11 protein-coding genes are annotated in these 16,621 nt (G+C 44.3%); all 11 read left to right on the forward strand.

Annotation, left to right across the window (positions count from 1 at the left end):
- Nucleotides 1-70: 70 nt before the first annotated feature.
- The 11 genes from JK211_RS13060 (at nt 71) to JK211_RS13110 (ending at nt 16,567) form a co-directional block, all read left to right on the forward strand.
- A complete protein-coding gene (locus JK211_RS13060) occupies nt 71-898 on the forward strand; it encodes a TnsA endonuclease N-terminal domain-containing protein (RefSeq protein ID WP_212709105.1) in 828 nt (275 codons plus the stop codon).
- Entirely contained in the window at nt 882-2,975 is a 2,094-nt protein-coding gene (locus JK211_RS13065) for a DDE-type integrase/transposase/recombinase (RefSeq protein WP_212709106.1), read from the forward strand. The genes JK211_RS13060 and JK211_RS13065 overlap by 17 nt, the downstream gene beginning before the upstream one ends.
- On the forward strand, nt 2,972-4,633 hold the full coding sequence (locus JK211_RS13070) for an ATP-binding protein (RefSeq protein WP_212709107.1): 1,662 nt from the start codon (nt 2,972-2,974) through the stop codon (nt 4,631-4,633). Before JK211_RS13065 ends, JK211_RS13070 begins: the two co-directional genes overlap by 4 nt.
- 19 nt (nt 4,634-4,652) lie before the next feature.
- Nucleotides 4,653-6,158: a TnsD family Tn7-like transposition protein gene (locus JK211_RS13075; RefSeq protein WP_212709108.1), complete on the forward strand. Its 1,506-nt coding sequence runs from the start codon at nt 4,653-4,655 to the stop codon at nt 6,156-6,158.
- 11 nt (nt 6,159-6,169) lie between these two features.
- Nucleotides 6,170-7,777, forward strand: coding sequence for a Tn7-like element transposition protein TnsE (locus JK211_RS17115; RefSeq protein WP_212709109.1), 1,608 nt, complete (start codon nt 6,170-6,172; stop codon nt 7,775-7,777).
- A gap of 180 nt (nt 7,778-7,957) precedes the next feature.
- Nucleotides 7,958-8,872: a WYL domain-containing protein gene (locus JK211_RS13085; protein WP_212709110.1), complete on the forward strand. Its 915-nt coding sequence runs from the start codon at nt 7,958-7,960 to the stop codon at nt 8,870-8,872.
- Nucleotides 8,872-10,371: a class I SAM-dependent DNA methyltransferase gene (locus tag JK211_RS13090; protein ID WP_212709111.1), complete on the forward strand. Its 1,500-nt coding sequence runs from the start codon at nt 8,872-8,874 to the stop codon at nt 10,369-10,371. The genes JK211_RS13085 and JK211_RS13090 overlap by 1 nt, the downstream gene beginning before the upstream one ends.
- Nucleotides 10,368-11,867: a class I SAM-dependent DNA methyltransferase gene (locus JK211_RS13095; protein WP_212709112.1), complete on the forward strand. Its 1,500-nt coding sequence runs from the start codon at nt 10,368-10,370 to the stop codon at nt 11,865-11,867. The genes JK211_RS13090 and JK211_RS13095 overlap by 4 nt, the downstream gene beginning before the upstream one ends.
- Entirely contained in the window at nt 11,867-13,033 is a 1,167-nt protein-coding gene (locus JK211_RS13100) for a restriction endonuclease subunit S (RefSeq protein ID WP_212709113.1), read from the forward strand. The genes JK211_RS13095 and JK211_RS13100 overlap by 1 nt, the downstream gene beginning before the upstream one ends.
- A 3-nt stretch (nt 13,034-13,036) precedes the next feature.
- Nucleotides 13,037-16,099, forward strand: a complete 3,063-nt coding sequence (locus JK211_RS13105; protein WP_212709114.1) for a type I restriction endonuclease subunit R — start codon at nt 13,037-13,039, stop codon at nt 16,097-16,099.
- A gap of 42 nt (nt 16,100-16,141) precedes the next feature.
- Nucleotides 16,142-16,567, forward strand: a complete 426-nt coding sequence (locus JK211_RS13110) for an AAA family ATPase (RefSeq protein ID WP_212709115.1) — start codon at nt 16,142-16,144, stop codon at nt 16,565-16,567.
- Nucleotides 16,568-16,621: the final 54 nt, after the last annotated feature.

Below are 16,621 nucleotides of genomic sequence, written 5' to 3' on the forward strand. Positions count from 1 at the left end.
AAATGGGCAAAATAGTTGTAAAGTAAAAAAGTTCAGTTATGCTGGTTAAAAAGCATACTGGACTTTTTTTATGGCTAGATCTCAGCAGTGCCTTTCCGAACATCAAATTGTGCGCCGAATCAAAGAGGGGCGGGGACAAGGACGTGGTAAAAAATACATACCATGGCTTTACGTTCAAGATGTCCCCTCAGAAGGCCGATCCCACCGGATTTATTCTCATAAAACTTGTCGTGTTCACCATTTATTATCAGATCTTGAGCTTGCGGCCTTTCTGGTCTTTGAGTGGTCTCCTGATATTTCAGATATTCGTGAACAATTTCCACTTCGACGCGAGGATACGCAAGCTATCGCTGCTGAACATGGATTAAGACATCCAGCTGTCCGTGGTGTTGATCAAGTCATGTCTTCTGATTTTTTGGTTGATACAGACAATGCTATGCATCGCCAGTTTGCTGTTCAGGTAAAACCTATGGAAGCATTATCTGATGTCAAAATCATTGAAAAACTGGAGTTAGAGCGGCGTTATTGGCAGTTAAAACAAATCCCCTGGTTCTTAATTACCGAACATGAAATTAATCCCATCATTAGACAGAATATTGAGTGGTTGTATCCAACCAAAACGGAGGGGGTAGTTGATTCAGGGCTACTGTCACAACTTCCGTTGCTATATGCGGCTTTCAGTAAAGCGCCAGAGAAAAAGGTTATTGATATTTGTAAACAAATTGATACTGCTTACAGCCTGGAATTAGGACATACCCTTCGTGATGTACGAACGCTCATCGCAAATGGATTCCTGAAATTTAATATTCACAAAGTCTTTAGGACTATCTCAGCAGCTGAACTGGTTTTTTGCCAATTCAATGATATGGAGGCCCTACTTCATGTGGCAAATCAATGAAGTGCTGCAACTTGATGGGAAGCTTTATCGCATTTTGGCTGTTAATTCCGGAAAGATTGTGTGGATTTGCCTGGATTTGGACACGGCTCGGCCAGAGCGTAGAGCAGAGTTAGAAATCATTTCTTATTTTGACGAAGGGCGTCTGTTCCGACACGTTGATCCTTTTGCTTCAATCAATGTTGAAGAGCCGCTGGTTGGTTCAGTTGCTTTTAATAAGCGCGAACAGGGGCTTTTGATTATTCAGCCCATTATTGTTGACGAGCTATGTTTTGAGCCAAAAATTCGAGCCCAGCGTGTGGAACAAGTCAGAAAGTCAGGTATGGCCTCAGTAGCCACTATCTACAAGTTATTGCGACGTTACTGGCAACGAGGGCAAAAACCAAATTCACTATTGCCGGATTATAAAAATAGTGGTGCTCCAGGGAAAACGCGTGCAGCAAGTGGCCAGGCAAAGATTGGACGATCCAGAAAGTTTGGTGATGGTGAAGGGATGAAAGTCACGCCAGATATTGAACGCCTATTCCGGCTCACTATTGATAAGTATATTCTCAGCGCGGATGGTTTAAAAACAACGGTTGCCTATCGGCGTTTTTCCGATCTATTCGAACAGTATTATCCACAAGTTGAAAAAGCGAACAGGCCTACAATTCGCCAGTTCCGATATTTTTATAATCGTGAATATAAAAAAGCACAGCGGTTGGAAGCCAGAACACATCCGGGAATCTATAAGAAAGATGTTCGACCACTAACCAGTACAGCTACAGCCAGTGTTCTAGGACCTGGAAGCCGGTATGAAATTGACGCTACCATTGCTGATATCTATCTGGTGGATGATGAGGATCGCAGTAAAATTATCGGGCGACCAACGATTTATATCGTTATTGATGTGTTCAGCCGGATGATAGCGGGTTTTTATATCGGTTTTGATAATCCGTCTTATGTGGTCGCTATGCAGGCTGTCGTTAATGCCTGTATTGATAAAACTAATATTTGTACTCAACTTGGTGTTGATGTCAGCCTGGATGAGTGGCCTTGTATCGGTTTACCTGATGTGATTTTGGCTGATCGTGGGGAAATGATGAGCCATCAGGTAGATGCTTTGATTTCAGGGTTTAACTTGCGTATCGAGAGTGCGCCACCAAGACGAGGTGATGCTAAAGGTATCGTCGAAAGTTGCTTTCGTACCCTGCAGGCGGAATTCAAACCTTATGTTCCAGGTGTAGTTGTGGGGAACAGAGTCAAAAAGCATGGCGAGCGAGATTACCGCCTTGATGCGGTCATGCCAATAAGTGATTTTTCGCAAATCATATTACGGACCATTCTGTTCAGAAATAACTATCATGTCCTGGATAAATACGACCGAGATGCGGATTTACCTGCAGATCTTCCATCAATACCAAGAGATTTATGGAATTGGGGTATGCAGCACCGTGTTGGCGGATTGCGTCAGGTTGACCCCTTGCAACTACAAGTAGCCCTTCTGCCCCGACGTAAAGTCTCCGTCTCCTCTCTTGGTGTGAACATGTGGAGTCTTTATTACACTGGGACTGACCTTCTTCGGGAAGGTTGGTTACACCGAAGTACTGAGGTGAATCGACCTGAATCTCTAGAAGCCGCCTATGATCCCGCCAGTGCAGATACTATCTATTTATTTCCTCAGACGGGGAGTCGCATCTATTGGGAATGTTCTTTGACTGACAGAAGCCGCCAATTCCGGGGGATGACATTTTGGCAAGTTTGGGATATCCAAGCTGAAGAAAAACATAACAAAGCAAACGTCAAACTTATCGAAGATGCTAAGAGACGAGAATTGGATGCGTTTATCAAGAGTAAAACTGTTGATGCAATAAAACAGTCCCCATCTGTAACTGAGTCGGGCAAGAAACGGATTCAGCAGATTAGAGCTAATAAGAAAAGTGCACGAGATGCTGAGCGGCAAAATAGGGCTAAATCAGTAACGGTGGCTCCCGGCAAACCTCTGGCCGATGTCATGCCACTCAATCCAGCTGATGATGATTACAGTCTTCCACATTTTGTGCCGGAATTATTTGATGACGGCCAGGGGAATGCTGAATGAGTACTTATAAAATCAAAGCGATTTATCGAGATACAGGTGTTTCAGCTTATACAGGTAATCCATTTATTGAAGCCTTGCCGCCATTGCAAGAGTCGGTTGATAGCGCAAATGCATTACGTTCTGGCATGATTTTTCACTCGGAGGATCTTCAAAAAGCCAGAATTGTTCGTGCTCATAATATTTGCCGAATAGCAGATGAATTCTTTCAGCCATTGGGTGCGCACATGTTGCTGAGTGAGAGGGTTTCTTTGATGATCCGTGGCGGCTATGTAGGACGGAATCCTAAAACAGGCGATTTGCAGCGACATCTGCAAAACGGATATGAACGCGTGCAAACAGGTGATCTTTCCACATTCAGGTTCGAAGATGCAAAATCTACTGCCCAAAGTATGTTATTGATTGGTTGTTCGGGAAGCGGGAAAACAACCTCGTTGGGGCGAATTCTTCAAACCTATCCACAGGTGATATACCACGCTGAATTTAATTTCGAGCAGGTGGTTTATCTCAAAGTGGATTGCTCACATAACGGATCTTTGAAAGAAATATGTTTGAATTTTTTCAGATCCCTGGACAAGGCTCTTGGTACCAATTACGAAAAAACATACGGTCTTAAGCGTCGAAATGGTATTGAAACACTATTGGCGTTAATGGCGCAAACAGCTAATGTGCATGCATTAGGGTTATTGGTGATTGATGAGATACAACATCTTAGCCGGTCACGATCTGGTGGTTCGGAGGAAATGCTGAATTTCTTCGTCACCATGGTCAACACGATCGGTGTACCAGTTATGTTAATTGGTACTCCCAAAGCCAGAGATATATTTGAAGCCGATCTACGTTCTGCCCGCCGTGGTGCAGGACTTGGCGCAATTTTCTGGGAACCGATGTCTCAGGGCCATCCGGATAAACCCAGTCAAGAGTGGATCGCTTTTACCAATAACTTATGGAAGCTGCAGCTGTTACAGAAACGAGATGTCTTGCTAACCGATGAGATCCGGGCCGTTTGGTACGATTTAAGCCAAGGTGTCATGGATATTGTGGTGAAGCTTTTCGTGTTAGCCCAGTTGCGGGCGTTGGCGCTTAACAAAGAGCGGATAACGGTTGGATTATTACGCCAAGTGTACGAGGACGAATTAAAGCCCGTTCATCCCATGCTGGCAGCTCTTCGGTCGGGTATTCCTGAAAAAATTGCTCAATATTCAGACTTGATGGTGCCAGACATGGATAAGCGTCTTATCCAGTTACAGCAAGATATTGCCGCGATGAAAGAACAGACGGCGGAACATATAGCCCTACAGCAGTTAGCGACAGAAGATGAGCGGCGAATTTACTTGCTGCTAAAAGATATTTACGACTCATCTCTTCTGGTGGCGACGGTCCGGAAAGCTTTTACGGAAAATCCGCAGCTGACGATAAGCCAGTTACTCCCCGTTGTTACCCAATGGCTATCTCAGCCTGCGGTTAAAGACGCAACAATGCCGAATGTTATTAACCAAGAAAAGTCGCCTGTTATTAAAGCTGATGTGTGGGAACAGCTACCATTCGATGATTTACGTTACATCAAGTCGCAGCATAAACAGGCGGTTGATGTACATGCAGAATTAAAATCAAAAGGGATGCTGCTAGATCTAAAATCTGTGCTGGTCAGAGCGAGCTAATGCGATGCGAAACTTTCCCGTGCCGTACCCTGATGAACTTGTATACAGTATGGTGGCGCGGGCTGGTATTTATCATGGGATTACCAGTCCCAAACAGTTGCTGGATGAAGTATTTGAGAACCGCAAGATGATTGCGACCTTGGATTTACCTTGTCACTTGCAGCCGATCTCCAGCCTGTTGCAAAGTACGGGTCGCTATAGCGTGGAAGAATTGGTTTATCAGCATACGTTGTTTCCTCTTTATGCGCCTTTTGTTACAGACACTCATAAAAGCCGGGCGTTACAGATGATGGCAGGGCGTTCTCAGGGAGCCGTTCATCTTATGCTTGGTGTGGCCGCTTCCCGTATTCAATCTAGTGATCGATTTAGATATTGTCCTGAGTGTATTAAAAATCAGCATCAGCACTATGGAGAATATTTTTGGCAGCGTAACTGGTTTTTCCCTGGTCTTGCGGTTTGCCCAGAACATGGCTCTCTTTCAATTTTAACGAATGGTAGTGGGTCTCACCGTCATCATTTCTTTGCTATGACCCCACAGAGTCCTGTGGATTGCGAACTATCATCGGTAAATGAAGAGCTTCTAAGGCTAGCAATCTATGCAAATAAATTTCTGAATATTTTGCCTGGATATTCACCAGACTTTGAACAATGGACATCTTTTTATCGCGATTTGGCTTCAGATCTTGGTTTTTGTCGGGGCAAGAATATTAATCATGGAGAGGTCCACGAACGGGTGCATGCCTGTTTTCATCCTTCTACTTTGATGCAGTTAAATCTTTATACCGATTCAGCTGCGGAGACTGGTTGGCTAAAGGGGATCTTTCGTAAACATCGAAAGGCGTTTAGTTATCTCGAACACGCAATAATCTGGCAAAGTTTTATGGCTGAATTTAAGCCTGAGGATGTCATTGAACGCGTGCGTCAAATCAAACCTTTCACCAAGATTGTTTTTGAAAATACAGCGTCATCGACGTTGTCTACTGATAATGAACATCTACGAAGTCAGAGAAAAACTTGGCAGAAATTAGTACTTCAATATGGCGTACTCAAAGCCCGCAATCGATCCCCAGGAAAAGCGTTATATGCTTGGTTATATCGAAATGACAAATCCTGGTTGATGGCATTTAATTCCGAACATAAAGCACAGCGTAAAAAGCCTGAACTAAAAGCAGATTGGCATCGGCGGGATTTGGTGGCAATACGGCAATTACGTGATTTGATTCAAGGGATTGAGACTTATTATGCAGGGCCGCGTATTTCTGCTAACTTCCTTTTATGTAAATTGCAGCAGAGTAGCACCATTGAGAAAAATTTGGATAAGTTGCCGCTGGTTAGAATGTTTTTGCAGCGATACACAGAAACTATAACTGAATACCAGATACGGCGATTAACTAATACATGTGTAGAGATGATCCGACAGGGTGAACCATTGAAAAAATGGTTGGTTATGCGTAAGGCTGGTTTAAGCCAGGAACGGCTTAGGCCAGATGTTCAGATAGTACTCAATGAATTACAGTTATTTTAACAGGTGATTGAGTGACGAAAATCAAAGGATTTAACGATGATTCGCTTGTGGTTCACGTTGGCGATTTTTTCCGATATAACAATGTCCCTTACTGGTCTGTGAGTCTGTGGTGTCGTCCTATTCAGGAAAAAAAGTATACTCGATTAGCCAATTTACCCCTGCTTTGTCGAGGTAAATTGCTTAACAGTACCAAGCCACAAAGTCGTCGAGTTGACCGAGTAATCACATTTAAACCAGGTTATCAGATCTCTGCAACTACCTTGTCGGTGTTTCCAGATTTAAGTACTTTTCAATCAGTTAAAGACAAAGAAAGTATCCAGAACGCATTCTGTTTTAATGTTAAAAACGGTGACTTGGTTGTTATGCCTCAACTTGAATTGGCGAGAGGGATTTTTCTGATTAATTCCTATCTATGCCGTGCCTGTTTGAATAGCAAAACCTTACCATTAGAGTTTGATGTTCGCTTCGATCCAACCAGGAATCATGTCGATATTCATGTGCTAAAAAATAATACTTTCCCTAAAAGTGCGTTTAATCAAAGCGGTACGAAGCAATTGCTTGCCTGGTTGCTTACAGATCCATCAGCTATGGCATCATATCAAAGTATTTATCGACACTATCAGTTGCATCGTGAATTTAAAGGGAAGCTAGAAAGTTGGCGTTTTAGCTTTGATCCCCCTGACATGAATAATTGGCAACTTCACGTTAAAGGTCGTTATAGCGGTAATAAATCAATGTACTTGGTTGAGGAAATCATTGGTGTTGTGTTTGATGTTGATATTCCAAGTAGTATTGCATTTATTAATCCGGACTTTTTCAAGCGAGATACCAAAGATCAATCAGCCAGGGCGGATTCTGGAGGTGTTAACTGGCTGAATAATAAAGACGAGTTTGAAATTGATGATGATCTGACAGGTTCGGATCAGAATGAGACCTTGGCCTTGGAAAGTGATTTATCCTGGATTCGTTTTACTAAGTCATTTGATGTCTATAAGCAAGAACAGGTGAAAGACAGCAGTAAGCTGGTCATAAATGAACATGCCGAAAAGGAAGCTGGTCGAGAAGCCAGCACTAATGAGCCGCATCAGGGCGGCACTTTACCTGCCGCAGATGTCGGTGGCAAGCAGGATATTACTGATAGAGAGCGACAGTTTGCCAGCCGCTTTAAAAGCTTTGATCATATGCTGCAAGTGTTAGTCAGCAAACATAAATGCTCGATTATTCAGCAAGAAACATTGGCATTACCAAAAGTAGGTCGGAGTAAACAGCATCAACTGGAAAATGGCTCGCCTCGTGCCATCAGAGCAGTATGTGTTCGATACCAATCGAATGAAGCCGTCGTACTTGAGGTTGATACTTCGGATGGGATCAAGATGCTGTCGACCAAAATGATTTTCAGCTCAGATGAACGGGACTGGATTGAGCATTTCACTCAGATCCGAAGAGGCATTGTTTCAAAGTCGATATCTTGGCCAAACGACCTGCTGGACACTTTCTTTGGCGAGAAAAATCATGTTGGTATTCATCATCCCAAGCACCAAGGGGCTGTGGTGGGTAATATACCTGTGGAGTCGATTGAAGGTTGGGCATTGAGGTTTTTTCATCTATTAAGCCAATAGTAAATCACATATCAAAAGAATAGTGGTCATCATATTGACACACACATTTGTATCAATTACAAAGACAGACTACTAGGATAGTTGCATGCAGCCTTCAGTGGTTAACTGTGCTAACGACCTGGCTCAGCTGCTTGGCAGCATGGATGTTTTAGCCCATAGCCATAGATAACAAGGAATAAAATGCCTAACGCACGATACTTCGAAGAACAGTTGACGACAGTTAACCAGTCTCAGCGGGAGCGCCTATTCCACATCGATTTTAAACTCTACTTCCTAGGGTCGGTGAACCGCACTGATCTGGTATCACGTTTTGGTATCAAGGAAGCAGCAGCTTCTCGAGATCTCTCACTTTATAAAGAGCTTGCTCCTAGAAACATCGAATATGACACTAAAGCTAAAACTTATATACAGCGAGAAGGCTTTACCCCGCTTTTTGAATACACCGCCAGTCAGGCTTTTGCTGCCTTACTACATGGTTTTGCCGATGATTTTGTTGGCAATCAGAAGTCCATGGTCACGTGTGAGGTACCTACACAGATTAATTTCCCCAATATCGCCACGTTGGCCTGTATCACGTGCGCTATTCATAACAAACGGGTTTTGAGGGTTCAGTATCGGTCGTTGTCGAGCGGTATCAGTGAACGAGATATCGTACCTTTTGCTCTGGTCGATAATGGGCTGCGTTGGCATGTTCGTGCTTACGATAGAGCCTGCAAGCGTTTTGCGGATTTTGTTGTAAACCGCATTGAGTTGCCGAAATTGATAGAAGACGAAATCCCCGAAGAGCATACCAAATCGGCTGATTACCAATGGAACAGAATCTTAGATTTGAACATTGTTCCGCATCCTGGCCTGACTCAACCAGATACCATCGCAACCGAGTATGGGATGGTAAACAACATGTTGAAAATCCAGGTTCGAGCGGCTACTGCTGGCTATGTGCTACGTCACTGGAAAATTGACTGCTCAAAATATCATATCTTGTCCTGTGATGAATATCATTTATGGTTACAGAATACAGCAATGTTATACGGGGTAGACAATTTGTTGCTTGCGCCCGGTTATGAGCCTGAAACTCAAGAGAATAAACAGTAATGACGTTGATATCCCTAAAAGATTTAGAAGCACACCTTTGGCACGCAGCTCATATCATTACCGGGCCTATCGATGCATCGGATTACAAAACATACATATTTCCAATCTTATTCTTTAAGCGTATCTGCGATGTATATGACGAAGAGTTTCAAGATGCGATGGAAAAGGTTAGTGATGCTGAGCTTGCCAAAGGCGAGATGTTCCACCGCATCCAAATTCCTGCCTATTGCCACTGGAAAGATGTCTTTGCCGAAACCAAAGACCTTGGCCAGGCGTTGAAGGATGCGTTTAGAGGCATCGAATTAGCTAACCCAAAATTGCACGGAATATTTGGTGATGCCAGCTGGACCAATAAAGAGCGCTTATCTGATGAACTCTTAGCGACGCTGCTTAATCACTTCAATAAAGTGAATCTGGGCGTAGCCAGTGTTCGTAACGACGATATGGGCCGCGCATACGAATACCTGATTAAACGCTTTGCGGATAAGGCCAATAAAAAAGCGGGTGAATTCTATACCCCTCGTACTATCGTTCGCTTAATGGTTAACATCCTTGACCCCCAAACAGGTGAAAGCGTTTACGATCCTGCGTGTGGTACAGGTGGTATGTTGCTTGAAACTATCCATCACGTAAAAGAAAACGGTGGTGATCCACGTCTGCTTAAAATCAAAGGCCAGGAAAAAAACCTTACCACCGAAGCCATTGCTCGTATGAACCTATTTCTGCACGGCCAGGAAGATTTTGACATTGTTCGTGGTGATACCCTGCGTGAGCCTAAATTTTTGGTGAGTGATAGCCTAGAAACCTTTGATTGTGTAATCGCCAACCCGCCATTTAGCCTCAAAGAATGGGGCTATGATCTCTGGTCTGCTGATCCTTATGGCCGTAAACAATATGGTTTAGCGCCTAAAACCAACGGTGACTTTGCTTGGATACAGCATATGTTTGCCTCATTAAATGAGCAAGGGCGCATGGCAGTGGTGTTGCCACATGGCGTGCTATTCCGTGGTGGATCAGAAGGGCAAATTCGTACAAAGTTGTTAAAAGAAAACCGCATCGAAGCCATCATCGGCGTAGCGTCAAATCTGTTTTATGGTACAGGCATTCCGGCCTGTATTTTAGTTCTGCGCAAATCACGCCCAGCCGATCATCAAGATCACGTACTGATCATTAATGCAGATGAGATATTCACCAAAGGCCGTGCGCAAAATACCTTGTCCAATGAGCAAGCCGATGAAATTTTTAACATCTATCGCCAGCAAGAAGCCTTAGGCCCAGAAGCTGAAGAAATCGAAGGTGTTGCACGCTGGGTTGCGTTAACTGAGATTGAAGAAAACGACTTCAACTTGAATATCGCGAGATATGTGCAAAAGCCACTTGAAGAAGAAACTATCACGGTGGAAGAGGCACTAAAGGACTTCCAGAAAAAGTTAGCCGCATTAGAACAAGCAGAAAACGAATTAGAGACCCTGCTTACCCAAGAAGGGTTCAACATATGAGTATATTAAATAATAAGAAGCTAGAGGATTTACTCTGGGGTGCAGCCGAGTTTTTGCGCGGCCAAATCGATGCCTCAGACTACAAGCAGTACATCTTCCCGCTGCTATTTTATAAGCGCCTGTCGGATGTGTATTTGGAAGAGTATACCGAAGCTTTGGAGATCCATGAAGGCGATGCCGAATACGCCGCCATGCCTATGTTCCACCGCTTTGATATCCCACAAGAAGCCCGCTGGGAAAAGGTGCGTCACACTAGCAAAAATATTGGTGATGCCATTCAAAACGCGCTGCGTTTAGTTGAAGCCAACAACCCCCGTTTACATGGCGTGTTTGGTGATGCCCAGTGGACCAATAAAGAGCGCCTGCCCGATCACCTGCTAGCTGATCTGATTGAGCATTTCAGCAAAATTCCGTTGGGCATTAAGTCGGTTGCACAAGATGACCTGGGTGAGGCTTATGAATACCTGATCAAAAAATTCGCCGACGACTCCGGCCATACCGCTGCGGAGTTTTATACCAACCGTACAGTCGTGCACCTAATGACGCGTATCATGGGCTTAAAGCCCGGTGAAGCGGCTTACGACCCAACCTGCGGTACAGGTGGCATGTTGCTAAACGCGGCAATGGACTTGCGTTCGCAAGGGCAAGAGTGGCGAGGCGTTCATTTGTATGGTCAAGAAGTAAACCTACTCACTTCGGCGATCGCGCGAATGAATATGTTCCTGCACGACATTGAAGAGTTCGATGTGCTACGCGGCGACACCCTGGCTGAACCTAAGTTTATTGAAAACGACCAGCTTAAGCAGTTTGATGTGATTTTCGCCAACCCGCCATATTCGATTAAAAAGTGGAACCGCGATAAGTTCGCTGCCGACCCTTACGGCCGCAACCTCTACGGTGTACCACCACAAGGTTGTGCGGATTATGCGTTTTATACCCATATCATCAAGAGCCTAAAACCCGACACTGGCCGCGCCGCAATGCTCTGGCCTCATGGCGTCTTGTTCCGCGATTCTGAGCACAGCATTCGCAAGCAGGTAATCGAGTCCGACATTATCGATGCGGTGATTGGCCTTGGGCCCAACCTGTTTTACAACTCGCCGATGGAATCTTGTGTGGTGGTGCTCAACTGCAATAAGCCTGCTGAACGAAAAAACAAGGTGTTGTTTATCAATGGTGTGGAACACGTTACCCGTGAACGCGCCCACAGCCGCCTGTCTGATGATGATTTGAGCGTGCTTTGCGAGGCTTACTTTAAGCCTGAGAAGCAGAGCGGCATTACTGCCTTGGTGGATATCGATACCATCAAAGAGAACCTCTATAACTTATCGATACCGCTTTATGTACAGCCAAAAAGTAATGACGACACACATGATATTGAGCATGCCATAGAAACATGGAAAGTCAGCCGGGTGAAACTAAAAAAACAAGCTAATGAATTATTTAAAATCCTAAAAGAGCTTGAGTTTGAAGTCGACGGTGGAGATATACTGTAATGAATGATAAACAAACCGTTAAGTTTGGTGATATTTGCCGCGAAATAAAAATAACCACCAAAGATCCGATTAACGATGGCTATACTCGCTATATTGGACTGGAGCATTTGGATTCGGGATCCCTTAAAATTAAACGTTGGGGGATTATTGTTGAGGATAATCCAAGTTTCACTCGAGTCTTTAAAAAAGGAAATCTGCTTCTTGGTAAACGCCGCCCTTATTTAAAAAAAGCTGCTATTGCAGAATTTGACGGAGTTTGCTCTAGTGACATTATCGTTATAGAACCTAAAATTGATATTGATATATTAAGCTTGATTTTATTATCAAATAAATTTTGGCAATGGGCTATAAAGAACTCATCTGGTTCACTATCGCCTAGGACTAAGTTTAAATCCCTTGCCGAATTAGAGATAAATCTGCCTAACACCAAGGAGATTGAAAGCCATCGTTTAACATTTAAAAAACTAAATAAATTGATACTATTGTCTGACGACTTTTATTCATCAGCTATAGAATTACGTGAAAGTATAAGAACTAATATCTTGTACCATGGGCGAAAAAAAAATGTTTTAATTAAAAATAGAAGTAAAACCTTTCCACAAGGGTGGGGGCTTTTACCGTTCACAGAAATAGTAGAAATAAACCCTGCGTATAAAATAAAATCTAAAGCTGTGAAATTTTGTGAAATGTCATTACTTGATGTTGACTCAAGATATATCTCTGGAGACTTAGAAAATCGCGAATCAAGTGGAGGCGGTTCTCGATTCAAAAATGGAGACATTTTATTTGCTCGCATAACTCCATGTGCAGAAAATGGTAAAATGGCTATAGTTAACTTTCTTGACGATGAAGAGATTGGTAAAGGCTCTACAGAGTTCATCGTTTTATCCCCAAAAAAAGTAAGTCCTTTATACCTTTATAGTTTATGTCGAACACCAAGAATCAGAAAATATGCAATAGATAGAATGGAAGGGACTACAGGTAGACAAAGAATCCCTTCATATATATTTGAAGATATAATGATTCCTGTTCCACCAGAAAATGAACGGGTAGAAATAGAAAATTTACTATTAAGAATAGAAGAACAAGTGGAGTCGGCACTATTAAAGAAACATGCAATATATAACTTAATCACTGCATATGCTGACTCATTGCTAGGAGAATAGTCAATGTTTAACGAACAAACCGTCACGGAAAATGGAATTATCGACCGCTTAAAGGGGTTAAGCGGGGTAAAGTGGACATACTGCCACGGGGAGAGTCTACCCAAACAAGCACAGGATATCTTTGTTGACGAGTGGCTTAAAGACGCGTTGTGTTCGTTAAACCCTGATATTGCCAAGCAACCAGATTACGCCGATGAAGTGATTTACAAGCTACGTGGTGTAGTGCTGGAAGCACGCCATACTGGCCTGGTAAAAGCCAATGAAAACTTTCATGAATGGCTAATGGCCGATAAGACCTTACCCTTTGGTGAGAATGGCGACCATATCACCATCAATCTGATTGATTTTGACAATATCAGCAACAACCACTTTGTGGTGTCACAACAGGTGCACTATATCGCGGCGACTGAAGTCTATTTTGATATTGTGCTTTATGTGAATGGTATTCCATTGGTGGTGGGGGAGGTGAAAACCGCTACCCGCCCTAGTGTGACTTGGCAAGATGGTGCCGCCGATTTTATGGGCGGTAAAAAGCACTACTGGAAGAATGTTGAACCTTACTTTGTATCCAATCTGCTATGTTTTGCCAGTGAAGGAAAAACCTTTGCTTATGGTGCCATCAACGCCCGGGTAAAAGATTGGGGGCCTTGGCACAATACCGACCAGCGTGATGATATTCTTCCCGGTTTGGCGTCAATATTAGATAGCTGTGAGGGTTTGTTAAACCCTCAAACCTTATTGCAGTTACTGGAATCGTTCGCGCTGTTTTCAACGGTGAAAACGGGCAAGAACACACCACCCAAACGCATTAAAATTCTACCTCGTTACCCACAGTTTGAAGCGGCCAAGCAAATAGTTGAGCGTGTGCGAAAAGGTTACCCGAAAAAAGGCCTGATCTGGCACTTCCAGGGCTCGGGTAAATCGTTATTGATGCTCTACGCCGCCAAAATGCTGCGTAGCGATAACGCCCTGAAAAATCCTACCGTATTAATCGTGGTAGACCGCCGTGACTTGGACAGCCAAATCAACGAGACCTTTGGCGGTGCCGACGTTAAAAACCTAATCAAAGTACAAAGCTGTAAAAAGCTCGGCGAACATATCGAACAAGACAGTCGTGGCATTTTGATTACCACCATCTTTAAGTTTAAAGATGTCGAGATAATTGAGGGTAACCCAAACGGCCTTAACAACCGCGACAACATTATTGTATTAGTGGACGAAGCTCACCGCACACAGGAGGGCGGATTGGGTGAGAAAATGCGCTGGGCCCTGCCGAATGCGCACTTCTATGGTTTAACCGGTACTCCGATTTCTGGTATTGACCGCAATACCTTCAAGCTGTTCGGCGCCGAAGAAGACCCTGGCCGCTACATGAACCGCTACAGCTACAAGCAATCAATCCGCGATGGCGCCACTAACCCGGTGAGGTTCGAACCACGCTTAGCCGAGCTAAGGGTAGACCGCGATGCGATTAACCTGGAATTTGAGCAGCTCGCCAAAGATAATAACCTGGACGACGAAGAAAAGGCCGCACTATCAAAACGTGCGGGAAAATTAGCGGTGATGCTCAAAGCGCCCAAACGAATGGCAGCCGTCAGCAATGATATTGCCGAGCACTTTAGCAGCCACGTAAAGCCGAAAAAGATGAAAGGCATGGTGGTGGTGTACGACCGCGATGCCTGCGTGCAGATGTACTACTTGCTCGGTGAAAAGCTCGGCTTTGACGCCGTTGAAGTGGTGATGAACGTCGACCAGGCACCCGTAACAGCCGAAGACGGCGGTAAAAAAGATAAGCTCAATAAAGACTGGCGTAAGTGGCACGACGATTTAGAGCTGCCGATTAAACAAGCAGATTTTGAGCGTTGGCAGCAGATTGATGCCGAAGACCAAACCCAGAAAGACTTAATCGAAAGCTTTAAAGACCCTAAGCATCCGTTGCAGTTGATCATCGTCACCGCCAAGTTACTTACCGGCTTTGACGCGCCTATCTGCTACTGCATGTACTTGGATAAACCGCTGCGCGACCACACTCTGCTGCAGGCCATGTGCCGCACCAACCGGTTGTACGAAACAGACGATGTGCGCAAAGACATGGGCATGATCATTGATTACCTCGGCGTGTTTGAAAACCTGCGCACCGCGCTGGCCTACAACCCGGAAGAAATCGATGGCGTGGTAGAAGGCATTGAAGCTTTTAAAGAATTATTACCCGCCCAGTTAGATAAGTGTTTGTCCTTCTTCCCAGGTGTAGATCGCACCTTAGAAGGCTTCGAAGGGATTATGGCTGCGCAAGAGTGCTTGCCAACCAATGAAAAGCGCGATGAATTTGCTGCCAGCTTCGGCGTGTTAGCCAAGCTATGGTCGGCCATTAACCCAGACACCTTCTTAGCCCCGTATCGCAAAGACTATAAATGGCTGGCGCAGATTTACGAATCAGTGCGCCCAGTTGGCCAAACCGGCGCTTTGGTGTGGGCGGCTCTTGGCCCTGAAACAATCAAGATGATCCACGAACATACCGATATCAATCGCATCCGCGACGATATCGATGAGCTGATCATGGATGAGCACGCCATTTTTATGCTAACGGATAAAGAGCAGGAGCAGCGCGCAAAGCGGCTCGAAATTGACTTGATGGGCCGCCTGCGTGGCAGTAACGACTCTAAGTTTGTCGAGTTAGGTGAACGCTTAGAAAAACTGCGCCAAGACTACGAAGCCGGTGTGATCAAAGCTATCGACTGGTTAAAAGGTCTGTTAGATGCAGCTAAAGACACGGTGCAAGCCGAGCGCGAAACTGGCGAACATGTCGTGACAGAAGAGGACAACAAGCAGGCATTAACTAAACTCTTCTTGGAAACCCGCCCAGAAACCACGCCGAAACTAATCGGCGATGTGGTAGAGCAGATCGACAAGATCGTAAAAGCCACCCGTTTTGAAGGCTGGCAAAACTCCAACAGCGGTCCAAGAGAAATTCAAAAGTCTCTACTGGTGACGTTAGCACAGTTTGGATTGGGCAAAGATAAAGAGCTGTTCCAAAAGGCGTATGGGTATATAGAAGAGCATTATTGATGGCAGTTTGCGACCGAGTGAACAACGACAAGGAGGTTTAGGATGCTAAAGAAAATTCAGCACATTAAAAAGCTTGGTGTGTTTGACGATTTTAGCTGGGATAGTGAAGTTAAAAACAAAGGCGGCGCCGTTCAGAACTTTGTTGATATCAACATCATCTATGGGCGCAACTATTCCGGTAAGACCACACTGTCGCGTATTGCTCGTGCTCTAGAGACACGCACTTTATCAGACAAATATGGCGCGCCTTCTTTTCAACTAAAATTTGCTGACAACTCAGATGTAACACTCACGGCCTTAACCACCCACGACAAGAACATTCGCGTTTTTAATGAAGACTTTATTAGAGATAACCTTCGATTTATCACTAATCCTGACGACAGCATTGAGCCATTTGCCATTTTAGGCGATGACAATAATAAGATCGAAAAAGAGATTGAAACTCTGGTAATGATTCCAATTTATTGATAGTGATTTATTGTCATGTAGTACCCGATGACTTTGTCATGCAGTTCAACTGAC

Origin of the sequence: Tatumella sp. JGM130 (assembly GCF_018257525.1) — a bacterium.
In the GTDB taxonomy this organism is placed as follows: domain Bacteria; phylum Pseudomonadota; class Gammaproteobacteria; order Enterobacterales; family Enterobacteriaceae; genus Tatumella; species Tatumella punctata.